This is a genomic window from Myxococcales bacterium (assembly GCA_016720545.1).
Lineage (GTDB): Bacteria > Myxococcota_A > Polyangia > Polyangiales > Polyangiaceae > JAAFHV01.
Genome location: JADKKK010000004.1, coordinates 74,196 through 94,979, shown reverse-complemented (window position 1 = coordinate 94,979; position 20,784 = coordinate 74,196). Strand labels below are relative to the sequence as shown.

17 protein-coding genes and 1 pseudogene are annotated in these 20,784 nt (G+C 71.2%); 13 read left to right on the top strand and 5 right to left on the bottom strand.

The annotated features are described in order from the left end of the window. Positions 1 to 378 precede the first annotated feature (378 nt). The 6 genes from rfbB to IPQ09_10110 all read left to right on the top strand — a co-directional run bounded on the left by rfbB (position 379) and on the right by IPQ09_10110 (position 5,708). Complete coding sequence (gene rfbB, locus IPQ09_10135; protein ID MBL0194559.1) at positions 379 to 1,467, top strand: dTDP-glucose 4,6-dehydratase; 1,089 nt, start codon at positions 379 to 381, stop codon at positions 1,465 to 1,467. After that, complete coding sequence (rfbA, locus tag IPQ09_10130; GenBank protein MBL0194558.1) at positions 1,460 to 2,359, top strand: glucose-1-phosphate thymidylyltransferase RfbA; 900 nt, start codon at positions 1,460 to 1,462, stop codon at positions 2,357 to 2,359. Before rfbB ends, rfbA begins: the two co-directional genes overlap by 8 nt. Further along, a complete protein-coding gene (gene rfbC / locus IPQ09_10125; protein ID MBL0194557.1) occupies positions 2,350 to 2,904 on the top strand; it encodes a dTDP-4-dehydrorhamnose 3,5-epimerase in 555 nt (184 codons plus the stop codon). Before rfbA ends, rfbC begins: the two co-directional genes overlap by 10 nt. A gap of 70 nt (positions 2,905 to 2,974) precedes the next feature. After that, positions 2,975 to 3,871 (top strand): dTDP-4-dehydrorhamnose reductase, encoded by an 897-nt coding sequence (gene rfbD, locus IPQ09_10120; GenBank protein ID MBL0194556.1) that lies wholly within the window; start codon positions 2,975 to 2,977, stop codon positions 3,869 to 3,871. Next, positions 3,868 to 4,797 carry an NAD-dependent epimerase/dehydratase family protein gene (locus IPQ09_10115; protein MBL0194555.1) on the top strand — a complete coding sequence of 310 codons (930 nt, stop codon included), beginning with the start codon at positions 3,868 to 3,870 and terminating at the stop codon, positions 4,795 to 4,797. The genes rfbD and IPQ09_10115 overlap by 4 nt, the downstream gene beginning before the upstream one ends. Further along, a complete protein-coding gene (locus IPQ09_10110; GenBank protein MBL0194554.1) occupies positions 4,794 to 5,708 on the top strand; it encodes a glycosyltransferase in 915 nt (304 codons plus the stop codon). The genes IPQ09_10115 and IPQ09_10110 overlap by 4 nt, the downstream gene beginning before the upstream one ends. Positions 5,709 to 6,165: 457 nt before the next feature. On the opposite strand, the gene IPQ09_10105 is transcribed toward IPQ09_10110, so the two are convergent. Further along, complete coding sequence (locus tag IPQ09_10105) at positions 6,166 to 7,038, bottom strand: OmpA family protein (protein ID MBL0194553.1); 873 nt, start codon at positions 7,036 to 7,038, stop codon at positions 6,166 to 6,168. A gap of 108 nt (positions 7,039 to 7,146) precedes the next feature. Then, complete coding sequence (locus IPQ09_10100) at positions 7,147 to 7,662, bottom strand: hypothetical protein (protein MBL0194552.1); 516 nt, start codon at positions 7,660 to 7,662, stop codon at positions 7,147 to 7,149. A 94-nt stretch (positions 7,663 to 7,756) separates the two neighbouring features. Between IPQ09_10100 and hrpA the strand changes: the two genes are divergently transcribed. From hrpA to IPQ09_10085, 3 genes are all read left to right on the top strand, one after another. Then, entirely contained in the window at positions 7,757 to 11,611 is a 3,855-nt protein-coding gene (hrpA, locus tag IPQ09_10095; protein MBL0194551.1) for an ATP-dependent RNA helicase HrpA, read from the top strand. A 50-nt stretch (positions 11,612 to 11,661) separates the two neighbouring features. Beyond that, positions 11,662 to 12,909 carry an ATP-grasp domain-containing protein gene (locus tag IPQ09_10090; protein ID MBL0194550.1) on the top strand — a complete coding sequence of 416 codons (1,248 nt, stop codon included), beginning with the start codon at positions 11,662 to 11,664 and terminating at the stop codon, positions 12,907 to 12,909. Positions 12,910 to 12,990: 81 nt separating this feature from the next. Continuing rightward, on the top strand, positions 12,991 to 13,602 hold the full coding sequence (locus tag IPQ09_10085; protein ID MBL0194549.1) for a glutathione S-transferase family protein: 612 nt from the start codon (positions 12,991 to 12,993) through the stop codon (positions 13,600 to 13,602). 21 nt (positions 13,603 to 13,623) lie between these two features. Here IPQ09_10085 and IPQ09_10080 read toward each other — a convergent pair whose 3' ends face one another. Both IPQ09_10080 and IPQ09_10075 read right to left on the bottom strand, forming a co-directional pair. Further along, positions 13,624 to 14,748 (bottom strand): DNA alkylation repair protein, encoded by a 1,125-nt coding sequence (locus IPQ09_10080; GenBank protein MBL0194548.1) that lies wholly within the window; start codon positions 14,746 to 14,748, stop codon positions 13,624 to 13,626. Between the two features lie 67 nt (positions 14,749 to 14,815). Further along, entirely contained in the window at positions 14,816 to 16,228 is a 1,413-nt protein-coding gene (locus tag IPQ09_10075; protein MBL0194547.1) for an acyl--CoA ligase, read from the bottom strand. Between the two features lie 134 nt (positions 16,229 to 16,362). Between IPQ09_10075 and IPQ09_10070 the strand changes: the two genes are divergently transcribed. The 4 genes from IPQ09_10070 (at position 16,363) to IPQ09_10055 (ending at position 20,125) form a co-directional block, all read left to right on the top strand. Further along, a complete protein-coding gene (locus tag IPQ09_10070) occupies positions 16,363 to 16,503 on the top strand; it encodes a hypothetical protein (protein ID MBL0194546.1) in 141 nt (46 codons plus the stop codon). 97 nt (positions 16,504 to 16,600) lie between these two features. Beyond that, on the top strand, positions 16,601 to 17,737 hold the full coding sequence (locus IPQ09_10065) for an RNA polymerase factor sigma-32 (protein MBL0194545.1): 1,137 nt from the start codon (positions 16,601 to 16,603) through the stop codon (positions 17,735 to 17,737). Then, positions 17,734 to 18,618 (top strand): 16S rRNA (cytidine(1402)-2'-O)-methyltransferase, encoded by an 885-nt coding sequence (gene rsmI / locus IPQ09_10060; GenBank protein MBL0194544.1) that lies wholly within the window; start codon positions 17,734 to 17,736, stop codon positions 18,616 to 18,618. The genes IPQ09_10065 and rsmI overlap by 4 nt, the downstream gene beginning before the upstream one ends. A 130-nt stretch (positions 18,619 to 18,748) precedes the next feature. Then, the gene (locus IPQ09_10055) at positions 18,749 to 20,125 is read left to right on the top strand and encodes a CapA family protein (protein ID MBL0194543.1); all 1,377 of its coding nucleotides are present in this window, start codon (positions 18,749 to 18,751) and stop codon (positions 20,123 to 20,125) included. Positions 20,126 to 20,175: 50 nt separating this feature from the next. Here the strand turns inward: IPQ09_10055 and IPQ09_10050 are convergent. Next, a pseudogene (locus IPQ09_10050) lies at positions 20,176 to 20,695 on the bottom strand (NrdH-redoxin). Between the last annotated feature and the right edge of the window lie 89 nt (positions 20,696 to 20,784).

Below are 20,784 nucleotides of genomic sequence, written 5' to 3'. Positions count from 1 at the left end.
TATGCCCGGAACGTGCAGCGACAGACGACACGACGCAGGAGGTCAACGAGATGCATCTCGCGGTGAACGCCCGCGGCGTCGGGCCGAGGGCCTCACGCGGCGAGCGGCCGACGGATGAGCGGACCGCGGCCGCCCGGCGCCACGGCGTCTCCGGGGCCGCAGCGCGCCGCCCCCGCGCGGGCGTCCTGAGCCTCCGCGCAAGCCACGGCGTGGGCCCGGTGGCGCCACCTCCACGAGGCCAGGAAGGCTCCCTGTAGCGTCTCGGCCGCGCCAGCGTGCGGGCCCAGCCCCCCACGGCTCGTCCCGCGCCGGTCCGAAGTCAACACGCGGCTCGCTGCCCCTCCATCCATTCGCTCCCCTCTTTCGAGTATCACGGACATGAAGATCTTGGTCACTGGCGGCGCAGGCTTCATCGGCGGTGCCGTCGTCCGCAACCTCATCGCGAACACCCTCCACGACGTCGTGAACGTCGACTGTCTGACGTACGCGGGCAACCGCGACTCGCTGGCGTCCGTCGCCGACGCGGCTCGGTATCGCTTCGAGAAGGTCGACATCACGGATCGCCGGGAGCTCGAGCGGGTCTTTCACGAGCACCGGCCCGACGCGGTCATGCACCTCGCGGCCGAGTCTCACGTGGACCGCTCCATCGAGGGGCCCAGCGCGTTCATCCAGACCAACGTCGTCGGCACCTACACGCTCTTGGAGACCGCACGCGCCTACTGGCAGGGCCTCGACGCGGCCGCCAAGGCCTCGTTTCGGTTCCACCACGTGTCTACCGACGAGGTCTACGGCGACCTGGACGAAGGCGCCCCTCCCTTCACCGAGGCCACTCCCTACGCGCCAAGCTCGCCGTACTCGGCGACCAAGGCGGCGAGCGATCACCTCGTGCGCGCGTGGCACCGCACCTTCGCGCTGCCTACCGTCGTCTCCAATTGCTCGAACAACTACGGCCCGTTTCACTTCCCCGAGAAGCTCGTGCCGCACATGATCCTGAACGCCTTGAAGGGGAAGCCGCTGCCCGTGTACGGCAACGGCCAGCAGGTGCGGGACTGGCTCTACGTCGACGACCACGCGCGCGCCCTCACGCGGGTCGTGGAGCGCGGCGCCGTCGGCAGCACGTACAACATTGGTGGCCACAACGAGCTGCGCAACCTGGAGGTCGTGCACGCCATCTGCGATCTCCTGGAGGAGCTCGCGCCGGCGCGAAAGCTCGCCACGGTCGCCGCGTACCGAGACCTCATCACTTTCGTGACGGACCGGCCGGGTCACGACAAGCGCTACGCCATCGACGCCGGCAAGATCGAGCGCGACCTCGGGTGGCGCCCCGAGGAGACCTTCGCGACCGGGATGCGGAAGACGGTTCAGTGGTATCTCGAGAACGAGCCCTGGTGGCAGCGAGTCCTGAACGGCGAGTACCGGCTCGGACGCATGGGGATCGCCCATCACGAGGAGACACGGCATGAGTAGCGATTCACGGTTCAAGGGCATCGTGCTGGCCGGCGGCTCGGGGACGCGCCTGCACCCGATCACCAAGGGTGTCTCGAAGCAACTCTTGCCCGTCTACGACAAGCCGATGATCTACCACCCAATCTCGGTGCTGATGCTCTCCGGGATTCGCGAGATCTTGGTGATCTCGACGCCGGAGGACCTGCCGGCGTACCGGCGCCTGCTCGGCGACGGCGGCTCCTTTGGTATTACCCTCTCGTATGCCGAGCAGCCTCGACCGGAGGGCCTGGCTCAGGCGTTCCTGATCGGCGGCTCTTTCATCGGCGAGAGCCCGGTCTGCCTCGCGCTCGGCGACAACGTCTTCTACGGGCAGTCCTTCGGTTCGCAGCTGCGGGCCGTCGCGGCGCGCGAGTCGGGGGCCACCGTCTTCGGGTACCGCGTCTCCGACCCGCATCGCTTCGGCGTGGTCGACTTCGACGCCGAGGGAAAGGTGACGTCCATCGAGGAGAAGCCCGCGGCGCCTCGGTCGAACGTCGCCGTCACGGGCCTCTACTTCTACGACAACGACGTGGTCGGCATCGCCCGCAGCATCAAGCCCTCGGCGCGGGGTGAGCTCGAGATCACCGAGGTCAACAACGCCTACCTGCGGCGAGGCACGCTGCGTGTCGAGCTCCTCGGCCGAGGCTTCGCCTGGCTCGACACCGGAACTCACGACTCGCTGATGGAGGCCTCTTCCTTCGTGCAGACCATCGAGAAGCGTCAAGGCATGAAGATCGCGTGCCTCGAGGAGATCGGGTATCGCAACAAGTGGCTCAGCGCGGAGCAACTGCTCTCCATCGCCCATGAGCTCGGAAAAACCAGCTACGGCACCTACCTTCGCCAACTCGTCGAGAGCCCCTACCCATGCGAGTGATACCGACCACCATCCCCGACGTGCGGGTCTTCGAGCCGCGCGTCTTCGGCGACGCCCGCGGCTTCTTCTTCGAGAGCTTCAACCAGAAGGCTTTTCGCGACGCGACGGGCGGCGACTTCGAGTTCGTCCAAGACAACCACTCTCGTTCCACGCACGGCACGCTACGCGGGCTCCACTATCAACTCCAACAGGCGCAGGGAAAGCTCGTCCGCGTGACGAGCGGCCGCGTCTTCGACGCGGTGGTCGACATGCGCGCGTCGTCGCCGACGTTCGGGAAGTCGTTCGGCGTCGAGCTCAGCGCCGACAACCGGCTTCAGCTGTGGGTGCCAGCGGGCTTCGCGCACGGCTTCCTCGTCCTCTCCGACAGCGCAGACTTTCTCTACAAGACCACCGACTACTACCATCCGCAGTCGGAGCGGACCCTCATGTGGAGCGACCCACAGCTAGGCATCGACTGGCCGCTCGGCGGCGTCCAGGGAGACCTCGTCATCTCCGACAAGGACCGGCGAGGCGTCGCGCTCGCGGACTGCGAGACCTATCCATGAACGTGAGAGTGAGCCCCGAAGGGGCGAACCAAGGTCGATGGCGTGCCCGAGCTAAAGGCGAGGTCTCGCCATGAAGTTCCTCGTCACGGGCGCGAGCGGGCAGGTGGGCTGGGAGCTATCGCGGTCGCTGCTGCCCCTCGGGGAGGTCATCGCGGTCGACCAGCCGGAGCTCGACCTGAGCCGGCCCGAGTCCATTCAGCCGACCCTCGACACGCTCCGGCCCGACGTCATCGTCAACGCGGCGGCGTACACCGCCGTCGACAAGGCCGAGACGGACGAGGCGCTCGCGACCACGGTGAACGGCCACGCCGTCGGGGAGCTCGCCGGGTGGGCGCGGCGGAACAAGGCGCTCGTGGTGCACTACTCGACCGACTACGTCTTCGACGGCACCGGCGTCGCCCCTTATGTCGAGTCCGCCGAGACCCACCCGATCAACGCCTATGGCCGCAGCAAGCTCGCGGGCGAGCGGGCGCTCGCGCAGGTAGGGTCGGAGTTCCTCTGCCTGCGAACCTCTTGGGTGTACGCGAACCGCGGGAGCAACTTCTTCCTGACGATGCTGAGGCTCGGCCGGGACAGGGAGCACCTGCGGGTCGTGGCAGACCAGCTCGGCACGCCGAACTGGGCGCCGAGCATCGCGGACGTCACCGCGCAGATCCTCGCCAAGGCGACCGCCCGGCGCCTCGACGGGCGCTTCGTCTCCGCCATCTACCACCTGTCGGGACGTGGTATCTGCAGCTGGCACCACTTCGCGGAGCGAATCTTCGAGGGGGCCAGGTCGAACGGCCACCCCCTGAAGGTGGCGGAGGTCGTGGCGATTCCCGCGAGCGAATACCCCACGCCGGCCTCACGGCCTGCCTACTCCGGACTATGTGGGGATGCTCTGGCGAATGACTATCAGGTCCAGCTCCCCGACTGGCGGGCCATGCTGGCGCAAGCGATCAAGAATTTGAGTAAGGACAGGCCATGACACGCATTCTAGTCACCGGCGGCGCTGGTTTCATCGGTTCGCACCTCTGCGATCGCCTGGTAGCCCAGGGGCACGATGTCACCGTCGTTGACAACTTTTCGTCCGGATCCCGGGCCAACTTGGCGGGCATCGCCAAGGACCTGAAGATCATCGATCTGCCCATCGAGAAGCTGTCGACGATCAAGAGTGAGCTCGCCGGCACCACGCGGATCTATCACTTGGCAGCGCTCATCAGCGGGTACGACTCGCTGTACGATCCCGACGCCTACGTGAAGGTCAACATCGACGGCCTCACCCGGGTGCTCGAGGTGGCGAAAGACCTCGAGAAGCCGCGCATCGTCTTCGCGTCGAGCTCCACGGTGTACGGGAACCAGCCCGTGCCCGAGATGACCGAGCAGACCCGGCCGAATCCTCAGACGATGTACGCGCTCTCGAAGCTCACCGGCGAGTACATGCTGGCGATGTACAAGGACCTGTTCGACTACACCCACGTCTGTCTGCGGTTCTTCAACGTCTACGGGCCGCGCCAGAGCCCGAGCCACCCGTACGCCAACGTGACGTGCAAGTTCAGCCACGCGGCGGCGCACAATCAGGGGGTCAAGCTCTACGGGGACGGGAAGCAGAGCCGCGACTTCGTATACGTCGACGACGTCGTGGAGTCGATGCTGGCCGTGTCGGAGACGTCCAAGGACACGCTCTACAACGTCGGCACAGGCAAAGACGCGTCCATCCGACAGCTGCTCGACGAGGTCCAGCGGCTCGCGACGTCGCCACTCCCTGTCGAACAGTGCGATCCGTGGCCCAACGACATCATGGCGATTCGGGCGAACATCACCCGCCTCACGGAGGAGACCGGGTTCGCACCGGGGGTCGCCCTGCGCGAAGGCCTGGCGCGCACCGTCGCCTACTTCCAAGGGACTCCATGAAGGAGCCACAGGTTGGGTTGGCGATCTCGACCTTCAGGCAGGACGCGGTGGTCTGCGCGCTGCTTGACTGCGTCCAAGAGGAGTGTGCCGATCTCTTCCGTACCATCATCATCGTCGACTCTCAGGGGAGCGGGGCGATCGCGGCGCACATCAAGGAGCGCGGCTACACGAACGTCATTCTGCGGGACTCCGACAGGAACCTGGGCTCGGCGGGAAACCTCTCGCTCCGCCTGAAGATCGCGGCGGAGGAGGGGCTCGACTACGTCTACGCGGTCAACCACGACGGCACCGTGGATCGAGACACCGTGACCAAGCTCGTCGCGTTCGTCGCGACGCACGACCGGGTGGGCGCCGCCTATCCGATGCGCTTCATGCGCGGTCGCAATCGGTACGACTTCACGGGCATCATGAGGCTGCCCATGCCCATCCACGTGGGGAACGGTCTGGAGAAGTCCGAGAGCCCCGTCGACGTCTACTGGGCGAGCAGCAACGGGGCGCTCTATGGCTTGGAGCCGGTGCGGGAGGGGCTCTTGCCCTGGGGCGACCTATGGATGGGCTGGGAGGACCTCGGCTACGGGTGGCTGCTCGAGCGCAAAGGATGGAAGCAGGTGCTCGTCCCGGGGACGCACTTCGACGACAACTACGAGTTTGCCGCGCGGACCTTGGGCCGCCCCGTCGTCATCGCGGACAAGCCCGCGTGGTATGCGTACTACGGGACCCGAAATCTCATCCTGGTCGCACGCCGCACGGAGTCGGCGCCCACCGACTACCTGGGAGTCGCGGCGCGAATCCTCGTCGAGGTGGGGCTGACGACGGCCTTCAAGAAGAACAAGCTGACTCGCCTCCGCTACATCGCAGCCGGCCTCCGAGACGGTTTCGCCGACCGGGCTGGAAAATGGCGCGTCCCCTAGCTAGTCCCCTGGAGTCGTGGTTCGTATCAGAAGTCGGGTCTTCGGTGTCATTCCGAGGAGCGAGGGGGTGCCCCGTTTTCGGCGGCGGCGGGCCCGTCCTCAACTCGGACGTCGTTCCGCGCGGTGGAGGCCGCGCTTTGCGCTCAGGGGACAGTGGTTTCGGGTGTGACCGCGCGAGAACGCCGACCCTCGAACATGAGTATCCTCCCACCGCCGCCGAAAACGGGACACCCCCTCGCTCCCTTGTGGCGAAAGGCCGAGCCGCGCGACTTCTGGAAGGGATCACGCTTCCAGGAGACTAGTCTCCTGTCACAGAGATTCGCGAACCAACTGTATCAGCGGCGTGGTCGCTACGGACGCGATGGGCGAAGCGGGCAATGCTGGCGAGGGGCGCGCGTGGTGGCTCATGGAACGCGTGAGCCGCGCACTGGGGGGTCCGACGACCCCCAGTGACGGACTACTTCTTGATGAGCGTGAACTCGACGCGGCGGTTCTTTCCGCGGCCTTCGGGGGTCGTGTTTTCGGCGACCGGCTTGCTGGGCCCGTAGCCCTTGGCCTCGAAGCGGTTGGCCGCGAGGCCCTTGCCCACGAACCAGGCCTTCACGGACTCGGCGCGCTTCTGCGAGAGCGTGGTGTTCGTCTTGTCGTTTCCGACGTTGTCGGTGTGGCCGCCGATCTCGACGCGGAGCTCGGGGTGCTTCTTGAAGACCTCGGCGGCCTTCTCGAGCACCGGGAACGACTTCGCGTCGAGCGCGGGAGAGCCGGTCTTGAAGACCACGCCCTCGATGGAGCCCGAGAAGCTCGCCACGTCGGCGGGGATCTCGTCGGGGCAGCCGTCATCGTCCTCGTAGCCGTTCTTGGTCTCCGCCTTGTCGGGGCACTTGTCGGCGGAGTCCATCACGCCGTCGCCGTCGCGGTCGCCGTCGGCGACGATCACGGGGGTGCCGGTCACCGGGCAGCCACCGTTCTGCGAGGGACCGGCCTGGTTCGGGCAGCGGTCTTGAGAGTCGGGGACGCCGTCGTAGTCGGAGTCGTTCGAGAACGACGTCTTTGTGTCGGAGGCCTCGAACCTCCCGGTGAACACCGGCCGGCACGAGCGATTCTCGAGCCGCGACTCGTAGGCGCCGCACACGTCGATGCACGCCTTGCTCTCGGGTGAGGGCACGAAGGTGGCGCCCCAGGCCGCGCTCATGCCGCTCGAGTCGACGCGACAGACGCACGAGCACTTGCCGAGCTGGGTGGTGGTGGGGTCGTCCGGTGGCGCGCTCTCGCAGCCCGCTGCCATGAACGCCGCGACCGCCGTGAGCAAGGCGAGCGCCGGAAGAGCCACGTGCGAGGAGAGCGATGGAGTTCTACGTGCGTACAATGTGCGTCCCACCCTTTCGGATCGCGGACCGTACTTTCCTCGGCCGCGGCCTGCAAGGGTCTCGTGCGCGAGTCACCTCGGGTGAGGCCCGTGCGCCGCGAGCCAGGTCACGGCGAGCGCCACGGCGGCGAGCACCGCGCACGCCACATGGCGGAACGCTCGGCCCCGCGCCCCGCTCGGCCACTGCGTGGTCCCACCGGGCACCGCGACGTCGACCCGCGCGCATCCCCGCGGGCCCTCGCCGACGGAGCACACGCGCACCCGACACAGGACCTGCGTGATCGGGCTCCCGTGGCCGAAGGGAGTCGACACGCGCAGCTCGACCCCCTCGGCGGAGAGCCCGCGCGGCAGGGTGAGGTCGAAGGCGCGCTCGTCCGGCGAAGCGCCGAGCCTGAACGCCCCGGCGCGCTCGCAGCCGTCGCACCCGCCGCCGTCGCACCGCGCGCAGACCGCCCGCGCGGGGGCGTGGACGCGCACGGTCGCCCCGTCCCGCGCCCAGTCCGGCGGGACGGCGAGCTCGATCCGCACGCGGGGACCGGGATCGAGGTCCAGCGCCTGTCGGTCGAGGGTGCGAGCGAGCTCGGCCACGGCCCCACTCGTACATCGTTTCCGGCGGTCGCGGGGCTTGGGCGGCGGTCGGGCGAGGGGACATCGCGCCGCCACGGTGGTACGGGGGTGCGCTATGGCGGAAGGACCCAAGAGCGAGCGCGGCGACGACGAGGCCGCCGCGACCGAGGAGCGCCTCCGCTTCCCGCCCGAGCTGCCTATCTCCGCGCGGGTGCTCGACATCGCTCGCGCGATCGACGCGCACCCCGTGGTCATCGTGGCGGGCGCGACGGGTTCTGGCAAGACGACCCAGCTCCCCAAGATTGCCCTCGCCATGGGGCGCGGCCTCGACAAGCGCATCGGCATCACGCAGCCACGGCGGCTCGCGGCGAGCACCGTCGCCGCGCGCATCGCCGAAGAGCTCCAGACCACCGTCGGCGCCGACGTGGGCTACAAAGTGCGCTTCGACGACCGCACGTCGCCCGGCACGTACGTGAAGCTGATGACCGACGGCATCTTGCTGGCGGAGATCGCGTCCGATCCGCTGCTCGAGGCGTACGACACGCTCATCGTCGACGAGGCCCACGAGCGCTCCCTCACGATCGACTTCTTGCTGGGGTACCTGCACCGCATCCTCCCGCGACGCCCCGACCTCAAGGTGGTCGTGAGCTCCGCCACGCTCGAGACCGCGCGCTTCTCGGCGCTGTTCGGCGGCGCGCCGGTGATCGAGGTCGAGGGGCGCACGTTCCCCGTCGACGTGCTCTACGCCCCGCCACGCGACGAGGCCGATCTCGCGGAGGCCGTCGCGGACGCCGTGGTGGACGTGACCGCGCTCGACCCGCGCGGCGACATCCTCGTGTTCCTCCCGGGCGAGCGCGAGATCCGCGAGACCGAGCAGGAGCTCCGCGCGAGAGACCTGCGGCACACGGTCGTGCAGCCCCTCTACGCGCGCCTCACCGCGGCAGAGCAAGCCCGCGCGTTCAAGACGCTGCCCCAGCGGCGCGTCGTTCTCGCGACGAACGTGGCCGAGACGTCGGTCACGATCCCCGGCATCGTGTACGTGGTGGACACGGGCCTCGCGCGACTCTCCCGCTACGAGGCGCGGTCGGGCACCACCTCGCTGCACGTGGAGGGCATCTCGCAGGCGAGCGCGGAGCAGCGAAAGGGGCGCTGCGGCCGCGTCCGCGCCGGCGTGTGTGTGCGCCTCTACGACGAGGCGAGCTACGCGGCGCGACCGGCGTTCACCGATCCGGAGATCAAGCGCACCGGGCTCGCCGGCGCGATCTTGCGTATGAAGGCGCTGGGCCTCGGCGACCTCGAGAGCTTCGCGTTCCTCGATCCGCCCTCGCCGCGCGCCGTCACCGAGGGCTACCGCGTGCTCGACGAGCTCGGGGCCCTGGGGCCGCACCGCGAGCTCACGCCGCTGGGCGCACGGCTCGCGCGCTTCCCTGTCGATCCGCGAATAGGTCGGATGATTCTGGCGGGGCTCGAGCTCGGCTGTCTCCGCGAGGTGCTGATCGTCGCCGCGGGCCTGTCGGTCCAAGACCCGCGCGAGCGACCCCGCGACGCGCAGCAGCGGGCCGACGAGCTCCACCGTCGCTTCCGCGACGAGCGCTCCGACTTCGTGGGCCTCCTGCGCCTGTTCACGTTCGTGCGCGAGGCCGAGGGCAAGGGGCGCGCGCAGCTGCGGCGGGTCTGCAAGGAGAGCTTCCTCTCGTACGTGCGCGTGCGCGAGTGGTTCGAGGTGCATCGCCAGCTCGAGGAGGTGGCGCGAGAGCTGACGGACGCACCGCCTCCCCGCGCGGCGAGCGCCGACACCCGCCGCGCAGGCCGGCGCGGGGGCGACGCTCCGCGGCCTCGAGCGGCGACCCCGGGCGACGAGCGGCGTGGACCGCGCGCGCGGCGCGAGGGCGAGAGCGAGGGCGAGGCCGACGCGACCGCGAACGACGGTCTCCACCAAGCGCTCCTCACCGGCCTGCTCTCGAAGGTGGGGCAGTGGAACCCGGAGGCGCGGGTGTACCTCGGCGCCAAGCAGACCCGCTTCGTCGTCCATCCGTCCTCGGCCCTCGCGAAGCGACCGCCTGCCTGGCTCATGGCGCACGAGCTCGTGGAGACCTCGCAGCTCTTCGCGCGCAGCGCCGCGCGGCTCGAGCCCGAGTGGCTCCTCAGCGCCGGCGCGCACCTGCTGAAGAGGTCGTACGGCGAGCCCCACTGGTCCGAGCGCGCCGCCAAGGCCCGCGTGAAGGAGCACGTCACGCTCTTCGGGCTCACGCTCTTTCGCGACCGCACGGTCGACTACGCCGACGTGGAGCCCGCGAGGGCACGCCTCATGTTCCTCGACCACGCGCTCGTGCGCGGCGAGTACCAGACGAAGGGCGCGTTCGCCGCCGCGAACGGAGCCCTCCTGGAGGAGGTGGCCCGCCTCCGCGCGAAGGCGCGGCGCAGCGACATGCTCGCCGACGACGACGCGCTGCTCGCCTTCTTCGACGCGCGCGTCCCGCGCGACGTGCTCGACGGGAAGGCCTTCGAGGCCTGGATCGCGACCGCGGAGCGCGACGATCCGAGCGCGCTCGTCCTGCAGCTCGAGGACGTGCTCGTGGGCGACAGGTCCCTCTCCGAGGCCGACTATCCCGACGCGCTCACGCTGCACGGCGCGCGGGTGCCCCTCAGCTACCTGTTCGATCCGTCGTCGGAGCGCGACGGGATCACGCTCTCCATCCCGCTCGTCCTCGTGCCCCAGCTCGACCCGGGTGAGCTCGACTGGACCGTTCCCGGCTGGCACGAAGAGAAGGTCGCCGCGCTCCTCTCCGATCTCCCTCGCGCCGTGCGCCGGGAGCTCGGCCCCACCGCCGAGCTCGCGCGCGCCGTCGCGCCTCGGCTCGTGCCCTTCGACGGCGCCCTGCTCCCCGCGCTGACGCGCGCCGTCGAGGCCGAGACCGGCTTCTGGATCCCCGAGGGCTCGTTCCGCCCCGAGGTGCTGCCCGGATATCTCCGGTGCACGTGCAGGCTCCTCGACGAACGAGGGCATGTGCTGGCCGAGAGCCGCGACGCGAGGGAGCTGCTCGAGCGGTACGGCGCGAAGGCCCGCGAGACCTGGAAGCGGGCGGCGCCCGCCAGCACGCTCGAGCGCACAGGCCTCACGCGATGGGACGGGGACCTCGGCGATCTGCCCGAGGTGGTCACGCGCGTGGTCGCGGGCACCGAGCTCCGGAGCTACCCGGCGGTCGTGGACCGGGGTGCATCGGTCGACATCGCGCTCCGCGAGTCCCGGACGGCCGCGGAGGCGGAGACCCGGGGCGGGGTCCGCAGGCTGCTCGCCCTCGGCGCGAAGGGGGCGCTCTCCGGGATCGCCTCGCGCCTCCCGCCGCCCCCCACGCCCGAGAGCGGCGCGCCGCTCTCCCGTGCCGAGGTCGAGGCCTTCCGCGCGGCCCTAATAGACAAGATCGTTGACGACGCGTTTCGCCTCGCGGAGAGCCCCATCCCGCGGACCAAGGTCGCGTTCGACGCGTTGTCTTCGGGCGGCCTGCGCGAGCTCGAGCCGAGCGCGCGCCGGGTCGCCGCGACGATCACGGCGGTGACCAGCGAGCTCGCGAGCGCGCAGAAGGCGCTGCGCTCGGCCTCGCAGCACCCGAGCGGCAAGCTGGCGAGCGCCGACACGCGGGCACAGCTCGCCGAGCTGCTCGGGCCGGGCTGGGCTCGGACCCTCCCCCTCGCCCGGCTCGCCCACATGCCTCGCTACCTGCGGGCCCTCCGAGTGAGGCTCGACCGCGCGCTCGCGGATCCGCGAAAGGACGCCGCCAAGCTCGAGCCGTTCGCGCCCGTGTGGGTCACGTTCCTCGCGAAGCGCTCCACGGCGCGCGAGCTGGACGCGGTCGACGCCCTCAGGTGGGACCTCGAAGAGCTGCGCGTGGCGATCTTCGCGCCCGAGCTGCGGCCCGTGGGCTCGGTGTCGCTCGCGAAGGCCAAGGCGGCCCTGGCAGCCCTCCGCTGACGCGCGTTCCGGAGGACGGCGCGAGCGCGTCTCGCCTACCCTCCAGCCCCATGTCGCACGTCGTTTTCATCGCCCCCCGCTTCCTGGAGACCACGAACCGCACCCTCGCGGCCTTCGCCCGCACCGAGGGCGTGACGCTGAGCGTGATAAGCGAGGACCCCGAGGCGTCGATCCCCCGCGCGATCGCCCCGCGCGTGGCCGGCCACTACCAGGTGAAGCGCTCGCTCGACGCCGCCGAGCTCACGGTCGCCGCGCGCGCGATCACGAGGGGCGTCGGCCGCGTCGACCGGCTCGCGGGCGCGCTCGAGCAGCTCCAGACGCCCATGGCCGAGGTGCGCGACGCGCTCGACATCGAGGGCCTGCGGGGCGAGACCGCGCGGCGCTTTCGCGACAAGGACCACATGAAGGCCGTGCTCCGCGCGCACGGCGTGCCCGTCGCGAAGAGCCTGCTCGCGCGCTCGCCGCGTGAGCTCTGGGAGGGTCTCCAGACGCTCGGCTTCCCCGCCATCGTGAAGCCACGGGCCGGCCTCGGCGCGCGCGCGACCTTCCGCGTCAGCTCGCCCGACGACGCCCGCGCGCTCGCCCGGCAGGGAGTCGTGCCGTCGGCCCAGCAGCCGCTCCAGCTCGAGGAGTTCGTCCGCGCGAGCGAGCTCACGTGCGAGACGGTCACGGTGCGCGGCCACGCGGTGTGGCGCAGCGGCGCGCGCTACCTGCCGAGCCCGCTCGAGGTGCTCGAGACCCCGTGGATCCAGTACTGCGTGCTCCTGCCCCGCGAGGCCGACGACCCGACGTTCACGCGGTTCGCGCCGACGAACGACGCGGCGCTCTCCGCGCTGTTCGGACGCTGGGCGAGCACGGCGGCGGGCACGGCGCTGACGCACATGGAGTGGTTCCTCCGCGACGACGGCTCGGCGCTGGTCAACGAGGTCGGCGCGCGGCCGCCGGGGGTGCTCATCATGCCGCTCATGAGCCTCGCGCACGAGACCGACCTCGTCGCCGACTGGGCGGCCCTGATCGCCCACGATCGCTTCGCGCCCAAGGAGCGCCGCTGGGCGGCGGGCGCCGCGTTCTTTCGCGGGCAGGGCCCGGGCCAGCGCGTCGTCCAGGTCACCGGCGTCGAGCGCGCCGTCGAAGAGGCGGGCGACGCGCTGGTGGAGCTTCGCGCGCCGCGCCCTGGCATGGCCCGCGCGGAGAGCTACGAGGGCGAGGGGTGGGCGACCGTGCGCTCGCCGACGACGGAGGGCGCGAAGCGGGCGCTGCGCGCCCTCATCGAGAACGTCCAGGTGCGCTACGGCTGAGCCGACCGCGGCGGGCTCGCTGCCGCGCGGCGCTGCGGGATCGACGGCGCCAGACCGCGGATGCGCGTACGCTGCCGCCCCATGACCCCCTCCATCAAGCTCACCTACTTCGACGCACCCGTGAGCCGCGGCGAGGAGTGCCGCCTCGCGCTCCACCTCGCGGGCCTCGACTTCGAGGACGACCGCATCAAGTTCGCGGACTGGCCGGCGCTGAAGCCGACCACGCCGTTCGGCGCGATGCCCGTGCTCACGCTCGCCGGGCAGGCGCTCGCCCAATCGAACGCGATCCTCACGCTCATCGGCCGCCGCCACGGGCTCCACCCGAAGGACGACCTCGAGGCCGCGCGCCACGAGGCGCTCATGTCGCACTGCGAGGATCTCCGGGCGAACGTGGGCCCCACTCTCCGCATCAAGGACGAGGACGAGAAGCGACGCGCGCGCGAGCAGCTCGCGGCCGTGTACTTGCCGGCGTGGGCGGGGTTCACGGAGGCGCAGCTCCGCGACGGCCCGTTCGTCGGCGGTGACGCCGTCCACGTCGTCGACCTCAAGCTCCACATGGTGGTGCGGTGGTTCAAGAGCGGTAGCGTCGACCACGTCCCCGCGACGGTGTTCGACCCATTCCCGAAGCTCGTGCGGGTGCACGACGCCGTGCGCGACCACGCGGGCGTGAAGGCCTGGTACGCGAAGGGCTGACCCAAGAACCTCGACGCGCGCTCACTCCTCGGGGAGCACGACGAAGTCGCCGAGCGAGAACGCGGCGCCGTTCACCCGCGCCTCCACGGCGTGCACGCCGGGCCGCGGGACCCGTGTAGAGTGCACGGCCAGCGACACGGTCTTCGCGAGCTCGACGCGCGCCCCCGCGTCGAGCTCGACGCGCGCGACGTTGAACACCTTCGCCCGCGCGTCGCCGCGCGCCTTGACGAAGAGCACGGCGAGGTCGACCCGGAGCGCCTGCGCCGCGGTCGCCTCGCTCACGAGGGTGAACGTGACGCGCACCTTGCCCCCAATGGGCGTGCGCGGGGGCTCGAACCTCACCTTGGCGACGCGGAGGCGAGGGCGCGCGCCATGGCCGAGGAGATCGAGCGCGCCGGCCTCCCCGCGCTTGGCCGCGCTGCGCAGCGCGTGCTGCACGAGCGCGCGACGGGCGGCCGAGGCGCCGATGAGCCACGCGCGGCACGTGTCGAAGAGGAGCGCGGGCCGCGCCTTGCCGAGGTCGTTCAGGTGGTTCGCGACGCTCCGTCGGACGACGGGCGTGGGGTCGTCCTTCAGGCGCTCGAGCAGCGGGAGCAGCCGCTCGGGGTGCTCCTCGAGCCAGCGCACGCGCGGCGCCCACGGCAAGCGCGGGCGCGTGCCCTCCGAGACCAGACGGCGCACGTGAGGGTTGGGATCCGAGGCCCACTCGCGCAGCACCGCGAGGGTGCGCTCCGGGTGCCGCTCGAGGAACGCGCGGATCGAGAACTCCGCGGTGAAGCGCTTCGTCAGCTCTCTCTGCGCGGCCATCGAGAGCTCGAAGTGATCGAGGCCGTGCTCGGCGACGAACACGAGGTGGGGCATGTAGAAGAACGGCGCCATCCCGACGCCGAGGAGCTCGTCGCTCGTGTGCTCCGGCCCGAGCGAGGTGAGGAGCACGGCCACCGCGTCCTCGTAGCGAGGGGGGAGGTGACGCGCGAGCGCGGCCGCGATGTGGCGGGCGCGCGCGACGAGCTCGAGGTCAGTGAGCCCGCGCGACGCGCTGCGGACGAACGCCGCGACGGGGAACTGGGGGTGCACGCGCCCGAGCGCCTCGCCGAGCTCACGGACACGCGCGGCGGAGAAGAAGTCCTTCAGTGCCTCGGCCACACGTCGCTCCTCTCGCGGGCGTCGCTCGCGCGGCTCGCGTCACGCGGCGCGAGACGCCGGCGGGGCTTCACTTCTCCTCGGCGAGCTTGCGCAACTCCCCGAAGGCGACCTTGCCGTTCGAGGTACGCGGCAGCGCCTCGATGGCGAAGAACTTCTGGGGCCTCTTCGCGGGCGGGAGCTTCTCGCGCGAGAGGGCGCGGAGCGCGGGAATGACGGCCGCGTCGGCCTCGACGAACGCCCACAGCGCGTTGCCGAGATCCTCATGAGGCACGGCGATCACCGCGGCGTCGCGGACCCCCTCCGCGGTTCGCATGGTCCCTGCAACCTCCTCGACGCTCACGCGCTCGCCGCCGCACTTGACCACGCCGTCCTTGCGCCCCTCGACGAACACGAAGCCATCGGCGTCGACGTGGCCGGCGTCGCCGCTGCGGAGCACGCCGCCGGAGAGCACCTTCGCGGTGGCCTCAGGGTCGTCCATGTAGCCGATCATGACCGACGGGCCGCGCAGAGCGATCTCGCCGTGCACCCCCGCGGGGAGGCGGGCGCCCGCCTCGTCGACGGCGAAGACCTCCACGCCGTCGATGCCCTTGCCGACCGAGCCGAGCGCGTACGCGGGCTCGTGGTGCGCGAGCGCCGTCACGCGCGGCGAGGCCTCCGTGAGGCCGTACTGGTTGAACCGCGTGGCCTCGGGGAAGGCCTGCGCGATGAGCTCGCGGGTGTGCGGGTCTTGGAACCCACCCGCGGACGCCACGTACCCGAGCCGCGGGGTCTTTTCGGGCCCCGCCGAGATGCACGCCCGCGCGATGAGCCGGAGCGAAGGCGGCACGCTCGAGAGGCCCGTCACGCCGTACGTGACCATCGCCTCGACGAGCTTCGCCGGATACATCACGTCGGAGAGCAGCACGGCCGTGCCGCCGACCGCGAGGGTGGTGAGCGCCTGCCCGACGAGCCCGTAGCTGTACGAGAGCGGCAAGACGATGCCCGTCGTCGGGTGCTTGGCGATGGGCAAGTACGCGTTGATCGCGCGGACGTTGTGCGCGACGCCCGCCGACGGGAGCAGCACCCCCTTCGGGAGCGCGGAGGTGCCGGAGGTGAACAGGATGAGGCCGATCGACGGATCGAAGGCGCGCGCGGGCACGCCCGTGTCGAGGGTCTTGGGGAGCCCGTCCTCGGTGATGCCCATCGCCAGCGAGACCACGCCCACCCGGCGCGCGCCCGTCAGCGGGAGGCTCTCGCCGGCGCGCGCGTCGAGGAGCAGCACGATCGCGTCCGCCTGCCAGGCGGCGAGCGCGAGCGTGAGGTAGTCCGCCGGGTCCTTCGCCGCGACCGCGACCACCTGCCCTGGCCCCGCGCCCGCGCCGCGGAACGCCTCGGCGAGGCGTGAAGTGCGCGCGTAGAGCTCCGCGTAGGAGAGGCTCGCGCCGTTGGAGCGAACGATGGCGGGCGCGTCGTCCCGGCGGGACACGAGTGAAGACAGCATCCGAGCACTCTACCCGCACCCGGGGCGGCTGGCCTCGGCGTCCGCCCTCGAGGGTGGCCACGGGCCGAATGACGCACTGTCCCACACGGGACCACATATTGACGCAGCGCGTCCACGCGCTTACCTTCGCTCTCATGACGATCACTCACTCACCGAGGCCCGAGTTCCGCGGGAATCCAGCGCACATCGCGCTCGCTCGGGAGCTCTTGCTCGCCGGGCTGTGGGCGCTCGCGCTCACGGGCGTGGCGTCCACCTGGTGGCTCCACGCGTCATAGGCGTCGGCCCACGGGCGCTCGAAGCGCCGCGACCGCAGCTGCCACGCCGGGCGTCCCGCGTGGCGGGGGATGTGGTAGGACTCCGCCGAGAGGTACCTTGGCCCGACGAAAGAACGAGACGCGATCGACCGGCGGCGCAAACGCCCGCGCTGACGGCAGCGACGCCGCTGACTCGGGCGAGGTCGCCCGCGATCCGGACGACGAGACCTCGGAGGGTGGCCCCGAGTCGGACGCTGCGCTCGGCGAGCGCGACGACCTCGGCGGCGAGCCCCTCGTCGACGAGGACGATCCGCTCGATCCGGACGCCGAGGTCTCGAGCTCGGCCCCGAAGCGCGCCCGCGACTCCGAGGCGCCGGTGTCCGTGGAGCCCACGTCGCTGGCTCGGCTCGACCCGATGGCCGCGTACCTCCGCGAGGTGCAGCGCCACCCGCTGCTCACCGTCGAGGAGACCCACGAGCTCGCCACCACCTTCCTGAAGACCCAGGACCCCGCCATCGCGGCGCGCCTCGTCACGGCGAACCTGCGCCTCGTGGTGAAGATCGCCTACGAGTACCGTCGCGCCTACAAGAACATCATGGACCTCGTGCAGGAGGGCAACATCGGCCTCATGCAGGCGGTGAAGCGGTACGACCCGTACCGCGGCGTGAAGCTCTCGTCCTACGCGGCGTGGTGGATCCGCGCGTACATCCTGCGCTTCATCCTGAACAACTGGCGCCTCGTGAAGCTCGGCACCACCCAGGCGCAGCGAAAGCTGTTCTTCAACCTGCGGAAGAAGCGGGCCGAGCTCGAGGCGATGGGGATCACGCCCTCGCACGCCGAGATCGCGAAGAGCCTGAACGTGCCCGAGGCCGACGTCGCGGAGATGGAAGTGCGGCTCGGCTCGAACGAGAACTCACTCGACGCCCCCGTGGGCGACGCCGACGGCCGCTCGATCTCCCGCATCGACATGATGCCCAGCGGAGGGATCGGCCCCGAGGCCATGCTGGCCGACGGCGAGCTGCAGACTCTCCTCAAGCAGAAGCTCGAGGAGTTCAGGGCGACGCTCGAGGGCAAAGACAAGGACCTCGCCATCTTCACGCTGCGGCTGGTCGCCGACGAGCCCATGACCCTCCAGGAGCTGGGCGACAAGTTCGGCATCTCCCGCGAGCGCGTGCGCCAGCTCGAGCAGCGACTCCTGCTGCGCCTGCGCGACTTCCTGAAGGCCGAGATGGGCGACGCGACGGAGATAAGCTGAGCGCCGAGCCCCCGACCGGCGGTCCCGGCGCGCGCCTAGGCGGCGCGCTGCTCGTGGTGTCCACGCCGATCGGCAACCTGGGTGATCTGACGCTCCGCGCCCGCGACGCGCTCGCGGCCGTCGACCACGTGGCCGCGGAGGACACGCGGCGCGCGCGGCAGCTCCTCTCGCACCTCGGCCTCGGACAGAAGACCCTGCACCGCGTGGACGCGCACGCGAGCCCCGCGGATCTCGCGAAGATCCTCGACGTGCTCGCTTCCGGGTCCGACGTCGCGCTCACGACCGACGCGGGCACGCCCGCGGTGAGCGATCCGGGCGGCGCCCTCGTCGCCGCCGCGGTGCATGCAGGATACACGGTCTCTCCCCTGCCCGGCGCGAGCGCCGTGCTGGCCGCGCTGGTCGCGAGCGGCCTCTCGGGGGAGCGTGGGTTTCGCTTCATGGGGTTTCTGCCCCGCGAAGGCACCGAACGCGCCGAGGCGCTCTCGCGCGTGGCCGCCACCCCGGAGCCCGTCGTCCTCTACGAGTCGGCGAGGCGCCTCCAGGGCACGCTCGGTGACCTGGCCTCGGCCACGCCGGAGCGGGCGTGCGCCGTGGGGCGCGAGCTCACGAAGCTCCACGAGGAGGTCGTCCGCGGGACCGTGAGCGCGCTCGCCGCCGATCCCCGCGAGTGGCTCGGCGAGATCGTCCTCGTGCTCGGCGCCCACGACGTCGCCGCCCGGGAGGCCAAGGTCGACGACGCCGCGCTCGATCGGCGCATCGCCGAGGGCCTGGCCGAGGGCCTGCACGCCAAGACCCTCGCCGAGCGGCTCTCGGCGTGGAGCGGGCGCCCGAGACGCGAAATATACGAGCGGGTCGTGAGCCAGCGCGGCCAGCGCCGCTGAGCGCGAATCGACGCCGAGGCCCCCACGACGAAGGCTGAGCTGCCGGCTCTCCTGCCTTCGTCAGGTCCCTCCGAGCCCCGTAAGCCCCCGGAAACTGGGCCAAGTTCGGCTTCTTGGGCGACCTTCACGCATGCGCGTAGCCGGCTCTGCCCTCTCCCTCGACCAAGCTCAACGCGTCGCGCTCGCCTGCCTCGCGAGCCTCGCAAGCCTCCTCCTTGGCGCGTGTGAGCGCCCGAGCGCGGACGGCGCCTCCCCCGCCGAGCGCGCGGCAGCCCCGACCACGAGCGTGTCTCCCTCGCTCCCTCCTGCGGTCCCTCCCGCCGCCCCCGCGCCGACCGCGCCGACCGCGCCGCCGGCGCCGACCGCGGCCGCGCGCTCCGGAGACCTTCGCGTGTTGCTCACGGGCGACGTCATCGCGCACCGCCCCGTCCTCATCCACCCGGGCGCCCTCGCGCGCGCTCTGGGTCCGCTCGCGCCGCTCTTCGGCTCGGCCGACGGCGTGCTCGTGAACCATGAGTCATCGACCGGCGCGACCCCAACCGGGCACAGCCGTGAGGCCGAGCTCGCCTACGCCGCACCCCCGTTCTGGGCCAGCGAGCTCGCCGGCGCGCACGTGAGCGCGATCGGCCTCGCGAACAACCACGCGTGCGATCTCGGGCGCGAGGGGCTGCTCGCCACGGTCGCCTCAGCGCAGGCCTCGAAGCTCGGCGTAGTGGGTGGGGGCGAGGCGCCCTGGCGCGCGCAGGTGATCGCCTCACGCGACGGCCACGACGTGTGCGCCGTGGCGTGGAGCACGTTGACGAACGGCGATCCGCGCACGTGCGAGGGCTCGCTCGCCTACGCGCCGCTCGGGCGCGCGGCCGAAAGGAAGGTGGGCGATGCCATCGCCGAGGCGAGGACACGCTGCGCGGCCGTCGTCGCGGTGGTGCACCTCGGCCAGGAGTACAAGGCGCAGCCGCCGAGCGTGTACGCCCTCGGCGCGCGTCTGGCCGAGGCGGGCGCGGACGCCGTCGTCGTCCACCACCCGCACATCGTGTCGCCGCTGAAGACCGCGACCACCGCGGACGGGCGGCACGTGCCCATCTTCGCCTCGGTGGGGAACCTCGTGACGAACCAAGGCTACGCGTGGCGAGCGCCGAACCCCGTCGTGCTGCCCGATCGCCTGCAGGTGTCCGCGAACGCGTGGACGCGCGTGGGGATGATCGCGGAGCTCTCGGTCACTCCCGCCGCCAACGCGGCCCCGAACGCGCGACCCCGCGTTCGCTACGGCTACCACCTGGTGTGGAACGACAAGCCGAAGCTGGAGCGACGCGGCTCGGACGAGATCGTGGCGCGGCGCGTCTCCCCCGAGGCCGACGCGACGCTCCTCGAGCGTTTCGCCCGCGACGGCGAGGGCCCAAACGCGGTGTTCAGGTCGCCCTGCTGGATCCGCGACGGGAAAGCGACGGCGACCTGCGAGGGCGCGCTCGAGCCGCGTGGCCCGACGGCGCGCGCGCCTCGCCGCTGAGCCGCCGCGAGCTCACGCCGCGCACGGGACGGCCGCGGCAGAGCCCGCGCTCAACCCCCGCTGAGCGCGCGATCGATCGCGCGCGCGTCGAAGCCCACCATCACCGCGCCACCGATGTCGATGACCGGGATGCCCCCGGCCTTCGATACCCGCCTTCGAGAGCTTCACGCGCATCTCGCGCGCCGCGCTCGAGTCGGCGTCGATGTCCTTGTCGGCGAACGCCACGCCCTTCTGCTTCAAGTATGCGCGGGTCTTCTGGCACGCGCCACACCACGAGGCGCCATAGACGGTGACGGTCTTCTTTGCGCCCGGCCGCTCGGCCGCACCGCCACCCGTGCTCGCCCCGTGCCCAGCCCCCGCCCCGGACGGCCCGGCCGCTCCCGACGGCGCCTTGGCCGCGAGATCGGCGCGGAGCGCGTTGCGACGCCCGACCGCGACCGCCTCGAAGGAGGCCCGCGGCTTGGAGGTGACCGGGTAGGCGCCATCGGGCCCCTTGGCGGTCGCGCGGAGGTCGACGACGGCGATCTGGTCGGGCTCTTCGGCGCGGGTGGGCTCGAGCACGCGGACCATGTCGCGATGCTCGGACGGCACCTTGTCCGCGGTCTCCTCGACGTGGAAGTCACCCTTGGCGTCGATCCACGTGAAGAGCAACCCTTGCG

Excerpts from the sequence above, each read along its gene's own strand:
- rfbC (MBL0194557.1), top strand. The coding sequence starts at position 2,350 with ATGCGAGTGATACCGACCACCATCCCCGACGTGCGGGTCTTCGAGCCG.
- IPQ09_10070 (MBL0194546.1), top strand. The coding sequence starts at position 16,363 with ATGACGATCACTCACTCACCGAGGCCCGAGTTCCGCGGGAATCCAGCG.
- rfbA (MBL0194558.1), top strand. The coding sequence starts at position 1,460 with ATGAGTAGCGATTCACGGTTCAAGGGCATCGTGCTGGCCGGCGGCTCG.
- rfbD (MBL0194556.1), top strand. The coding sequence starts at position 2,975 with ATGAAGTTCCTCGTCACGGGCGCGAGCGGGCAGGTGGGCTGGGAGCTA.
- rfbB (MBL0194559.1), top strand. The coding sequence starts at position 379 with ATGAAGATCTTGGTCACTGGCGGCGCAGGCTTCATCGGCGGTGCCGTC.
- IPQ09_10110 (MBL0194554.1), top strand. The coding sequence starts at position 4,794 with ATGAAGGAGCCACAGGTTGGGTTGGCGATCTCGACCTTCAGGCAGGAC.
- IPQ09_10075 (MBL0194547.1), bottom strand. The coding sequence starts at position 16,228 with ATGCTGTCTTCACTCGTGTCCCGCCGGGACGACGCGCCCGCCATCGTT.
- IPQ09_10085 (MBL0194549.1), top strand. The coding sequence starts at position 12,991 with ATGACCCCCTCCATCAAGCTCACCTACTTCGACGCACCCGTGAGCCGC.
- hrpA (MBL0194551.1), top strand. The coding sequence starts at position 7,757 with ATGGCGGAAGGACCCAAGAGCGAGCGCGGCGACGACGAGGCCGCCGCG.
- IPQ09_10055 (MBL0194543.1), top strand. The coding sequence starts at position 18,749 with ATGCGCGTAGCCGGCTCTGCCCTCTCCCTCGACCAAGCTCAACGCGTC.
- IPQ09_10090 (MBL0194550.1), top strand. The coding sequence starts at position 11,662 with ATGTCGCACGTCGTTTTCATCGCCCCCCGCTTCCTGGAGACCACGAAC.
- IPQ09_10115 (MBL0194555.1), top strand. The coding sequence starts at position 3,868 with ATGACACGCATTCTAGTCACCGGCGGCGCTGGTTTCATCGGTTCGCAC.